The 4794-nt window shown below is 45.0% G+C and carries 3 protein-coding genes and 2 pseudogenes; 2 read left to right on the forward strand and 3 right to left on the reverse strand.

All coding sequences use genetic code 11. From position 1 onward, the window contains the following. Nucleotides 1–267: pseudogene (locus BG32_RS05330) on the forward strand (IS1634 family transposase); the annotation flags it as partial. Beyond that, a complete protein-coding gene (locus tag BG32_RS05335; protein ID WP_259459535.1) occupies nt 260–550 on the forward strand; it encodes a hypothetical protein in 291 nt (96 codons plus the stop codon). The pseudogene BG32_RS05330 and the gene BG32_RS05335, both read left to right, overlap by 8 nt. A 146-nt stretch (nt 551–696) precedes the next feature. Here BG32_RS05335 and BG32_RS05340 read toward each other — a convergent pair. The 3 genes and pseudogenes from BG32_RS05340 to BG32_RS05350 form a co-directional block, all read right to left on the reverse strand. Next, nucleotides 697–2357: pseudogene (locus BG32_RS05340) on the reverse strand (ABC transporter permease). Between the two features lie 10 nt (nt 2358–2367). Then, entirely contained in the window at nt 2368–3339 is a 972-nt protein-coding gene (locus BG32_RS05345; RefSeq protein ID WP_014730194.1) for an ABC transporter permease, read from the reverse strand. 99 nt (nt 3340–3438) lie between these two features. Continuing rightward, nucleotides 3439–4794 (reverse strand): ABC transporter substrate-binding protein (locus BG32_RS05350; RefSeq protein ID WP_147434836.1); only part of this gene is annotated, 1356 nt, incomplete at its 5' end.

Genomic DNA, 4794 nt, shown 5'->3' on the forward strand with positions numbered 1-4794 from the left:
CATTACACAGACACGAGGGTGAAGGGACACATAATGATCTGTTTCCTTGCACTTGTAATGGAGACTGCCTTATGCAGAAAGCTGAAAGAGATTGGAAGTACTTTCTCTTACGCAGAAATACTCGAAGACTTGACAGAGATAAGAGCAGTTGAGATAACGGTAGAAAACAAACGCTTTCTTGCAAGGACTGAAACGATGGGCAATGCTTACGACGCTTTCAAAGCACTCAAGATAAGACCACCGGATCTACTCAAAGAGATTGCATAATAGACCACTGTGGTGGTACGTCTGTTTTTCTTTTCATTTTTTCCCTTGTTTAGCTGTTTTCAGATTTCTTGCTGTCAAAGTTGAGTTATACAGAAAGCTGAAAGAGATTGGAAGTACTTTCTCTTATGCAGAAATACTCGAAGACTTGACAGAGATAAGAGCAGTTGAGCTAACGGTAGAAGGTAAACGCTTTCTTGCAAGGACTGAAACGATGGGCAATGCTTACAACGCTTTCAAAGCACTCAAGATAAGACCTCCGGATCTGCTCAAAGAGATTGCATAATAGACCACTGTGGTGGTATGTCGTTTTTCTTTTCATTTTTCCCCATGTTTAACTGTTTTCAGATTTCTTGCTGTCAAAGTTGAGCCAAACAAAGAAAGCGGGTCATCCGACCCGCTCTATACAATCAATCTATTAGGTTCTTAGGTTTAGTACCCTAGAGATCTTGGGTCAAGAGCATCTCTCAAGGCGTCGCTAGAAGGTTGAATCCCATGACCACAATGAATATGAAGATACCCGGTATAAGAAGCCATGGAGCTTCAGTCATTGCTTTAATGCTTTGCGCCTGTGAAAGCATCAACCCCCAGCTTGCAGAAGGCTCTGTGATCCCTAGGCCCAGGAAGCTCAACCCGGCCTCGCCCAGTATATAGCCTGGTATAGACAGAGTAGCAGCTACAATAATGTAGGTTGCCGTGTTTGGAATAATATGCCTTAGTATTACACGAGAAGACGGATAGCCCATAGCTACCGCAGCCTGGACGAATTCCGTCTCCTTTAGACCTAGAACCATTCCACGAATGACCCTTGCCATTCCAGGCCAGCCGATGAAGCTAAGTATTACCACTATTAGCAGATAGGTCAAATGCGATGGAATGCTGGTGGGAAGTATTGCCCGCAATGAGATTAGCAAGTAGAAACTCGGGATAGACATCAAAACTTCTGTTACTCTCATTAGTATCTCGTCAGTAATTCCACCAAAGTAACCGGCAGCACCTCCAATTGATAGGCCAAGAGAAAAAGTTATCATTATAGCAAGTAAACCAATACTCATGGAGATTCTTGAGCCTGCCAGAATTCTTGAATAGACATCTCTTCCGTATCTGTCTGCTCCGAATAAAAGCAGCTTCGAAGGCTGGTCGGTACCGAAAAGATGAATGTCTGTTGGGATCAACCAGAAGAGCTTGTATTCCCAAGACTTCACGAAGAATTTAACAGGGTACTTCACGGTTTCGTAAGTCTTGACTTCAGGTTCAACGATTACCCCAAGAAGAGTTGGAGAGATTTCAAGCTCGGCAAGAAACTCTTGAGCAAGCTCCACATCTCCTCCGTCAAGATCGATTATTTCGTTGTAAAGACTTATGGCTTCAAGAACAACATCGTCAATTTCATCCTCTTTCTGAGCGAAGACTCTGTGAAGTGTCCTTTCAGTCACCACCTTCACAGGCGGTCCAATTTTTTGAAGCTCTCTAAACCTGCTAGGGCTCAAAGAGTCTATTGTAGTTTTGTTCGTGGTTTCGCTAACCTGTGTCCTCTCGAAAAGCTCCAGTTCATTCAGTTTGATGTTCTGGATAATGGAATAATCTGGTTGCCCTATGTTAGCTCGATTTCCATCTGCGTCTAAAGCGTATCTTTCGGTCTTTATTGTGAGAAAGATATCTTTTACTCCGTTCTCACCCTTCCTAAATGTGATTTCCTCGCCTGTGGACTTGTCGATTGCTGTCAGCGCTCCTACGGAAACACCTTCAGCAAAAGTCGTCCTGTATGTTTCTGGATCCCGTTCCATGACCCAGGCATAAATGTAAGGAGCGGTGAGCTTCCCTTCTTCATCTGTCCAGTGAACTTTAGATGGCGGGGCAAACGATAGACCCTGAGTCTGCTCGTAAGGGCTGTTTGGCGCAAGGAAATCTGCGAACAACGCAATTAGGTACATTATAATCAGTATCCAGAGGGAAAGCAAACCCAACTTGTGCTTTCTCAAGGCTCTCCAAACGAGCTGCCAGCGGCTCATGTATTTTACTTCAAAGAGATCCTCTTTGCTGATCTCCGTGCTCTGCAATGTATTATTATCGACAATATCTTTCTTCTTCATTTCACACCCCTCAGCTCAGCCTATAACGTATTCTGGGATCGACCCAGGCGAGCAACAGATCAGCAAGCAAATTGCCGATTACCAGAAGTACAGCAGAAAGGAGTAATGTTGCCATAACAAGAAACAAATCCTGAGCGTTTAAGGCTTCTATAACAAGTCTTCCCATTCCAGGCCAACCAAAAACCGTCTCCGTCAGGACAGCCCCCCCAAGCAAGCCGGAAAGTGCATATCCAAACATAGTAACGATAGGATTTATTGCATTTCTCAATGCGTGTTTATATATGACATTCTTCTCGGGCATTCCCTTTGCTCTTGCGAAGAGAACATAATCCTGCCTGAGTTGATCTAGAAGCTGACCTCTCATCTGTCTCATCAAACCGGCCAACCCGGATGTGCCAAGAGTGACCATCGGACCGGCAACATGCCAAAGGTAGTCTCCAATCTTTCCAAAGAAACTCAGGTCGCCGAAGTTCTGAGATATTATCCCACCTATTGGGAACCAACCGGTTTTGGCCGCCATAAAAAGCCACAGCAGTGCAAAGAAGAAGTTTGGAATTGAGATGCCAATAAACGCAAGAAAAGAAAAGGCCTGATCGCTGGGAGAATACTGATGAAGCGCAGAATAGATACCCAGAGGAATACCGATTCCCCACGTGAAAATCAAAGTGCTGATGCTCAACAAAAGAGTTGCCCCTAGTCTTCTCCATACCAGTTCGAAAACTGGAATTCTATAGCTGAAAGAGTACCCGAAATTACCTGTAAGAACATTACCCAACCATTTGAAATACTGTACAAATACATTCTGATCAAGCCCAAACTGACTTTCGAGAACGGCGATTTGCTCCCTCGAAATTGAAGGGTTCAATCTGTATGCATCCAAAAAATCTCCAGGGGCAGCGGATATAATCATGAAGGCCAGTATCGAGACCCCAAGCAAGACGGGAATTGCAAGAATCAGCCTTCTAACTATATATTTCAGCACCTCATTCCCTCCTCAACACTTTAGCTGTTTTGCGAATGATTTCGACCAATATTAGTAAAAGCGGGAGGAAAGCCCTCCCGCTTAAGGAAACGCGCTAAATTACTCTTTCCACCAACCTTCAAGCTGGTAAAGAAGACCAGTGGCAGGTGTAAGCTTTTCCACCGGCATCTTTATGTTGTTCTTGTAAACATAAAGGAAATTCTGAGCCATTGTAAAGACCACTGGCTGATACTCTGCAAAAATCATCTGGAACTCCGCAAACAAATCATATCTGTCCTGATCGTCAACTGCGGACGTCTGGAGTCTGTAGATTTCGTCTACTCTCTTCTCCCAGTCGGGAAGAATGTACATGTCTTCCGTTATGTGGTCATCAGGATTGTAGTCTGGAGGGTAGTTCCAGAAGTGCAAACCGCCATCGAGCCTGTAAACGTTCCAACCTGTTCCGGGGTCTACACTGCCGGTTAAACCAATTACTACAGCTTCATAGGTTGCATCAGTCAGTCTTGAAACAACGGTATTGAAGTCAATGGGTCTAAAATTGACCTTGATTCCGAGCTTCGCAGCACCATCTACTATGATGTTGCTAATCGCTTCTCTAACAACGTTTCCAGCGTTCGTAAGAAGTTCAAATTCAACTGGGTTTCCATTTGCGTCGACACAGGTTCCGTCTGCGAGCCAGTCGAAGCCGCCTCTCTTTAATTCAAGTCTAGCCCTTGTGATTGAATACTTGTAAGCGAACTTCTCGATTTCGGGATTGTAGAAGCCGCTGGACGGTGATACGGGTCCGTACAGTGGAGAACCGAGTCCGTTGTATAGGGATTCAATGATGGCATCTCTATCCATTGCATATACAAAGGCCCTTCTGAATCCGTCGTTTCTGAACCATTCTCTCTTGACCGGATCTGTGGCGTTGAAATTAAAAGTCACGAATTGGGATCCAAGTGCAGGGCCACCAACACCCGTTATCCAACCCTTTTCTGCGGCCATTTCTGCTAGCCTTGGGAACTGCTCAGCAGTTGGTCCGTAAAGGTCAAGTTCGCCTGCTTCGAATCTAAGAAGAGAGGTGTTCTGGTCTGCAAGGAGCTCATAATTTAGCTTGTCGAAGTAGGGCAGCTTAACTCCGTTGCCATCGACTTTCCAGTAATATGGGTTTCTTTCGAAGACTATTCTTACACCTTCGATATAGTCTGTTATTACGAATGGTCCCATTCCAACAAGTTTGTCAAAGTCTGCAATTGTCCAGAATTCTGGGTAAGTCCCGTTGGCAACGACTTCCTCGAGAACGTGCTTTGGCATTATCGGGCGGAAGCCGATCTGCCTCAATGCGGTAACCATAGGGACAGTCCATGTGAAAGAAATCGTTGTGTCATCGACGATCTCGACCACTGGCAGCTGATCGTTCGAGTCCAGATAAGAGCCGTTCCCATTTGCCGTGTTCTCGGGAATGAAAGACAC

Origin of the sequence: Mesotoga sp. HF07.pep.5.2.highcov (genome assembly GCF_003666285.1) — a bacterium.
GTDB lineage: Bacteria > Thermotogota > Thermotogae > Petrotogales > Kosmotogaceae > Mesotoga > Mesotoga prima.